The organism is Paenibacillus sp. YAE3 (genome assembly GCF_057546105.1).
Map to the genome: position 1 here is coordinate 1 of NZ_BAAIYF010000060.1, position 527 is coordinate 527.

Annotated in this window: 1 pseudogene; it reads left to right on the forward strand. The window is 47.6% G+C overall.

What is annotated here, in order from left to right:
- Nucleotides 1-527 (forward strand): annotated as a pseudogene (locus tag AC27KL_RS28190) (transposase); the annotation flags it as partial.

The following is a 527-nucleotide window of genomic DNA, read 5'->3' on the forward strand; positions in this document are numbered from 1 at the left end:
CCATTAGCTGGAACCGGCGAACTCGGTTTAAAGGTACTGACATTTTTCAGGAGATCTTTGACGAAATCGTCCTCCAAGCGATCTCGCACAAAATGGTGGGCGGGCGTGTGCTCATTACGGATTCGACCCACGTAAAAGCCAATGCCAACAAACACCACTATACCAAGCAGGAAGTTCTGCAAAACACCAAGGACTATATTGACGAACTCAATGACGCTGTGACAGAGGACCGCAAAGCGCACGGAAAAAAGCTCTGAAAGTACGAGAGGAAGTGAACGAAACCAAAGAAATTAAAGTGAGCACCACCGATCCGGAAAGCGGCTATATGATTCGCGACGGCAAACCGGAGGGATTCTTTTATCTCGACCACCGGACAGTGGATCTTAAATACAATCTCATCACCGATGTCCATGTTACGCCAGGAAATGTCCACGATTCGGTTCCGTATTTGTCCCGATTAGACCGCCAAAGAGAACGTTTTGGATTCAAGGTTGAAGCCGTAGCCCTGGATTCCGGTTATTTAACAA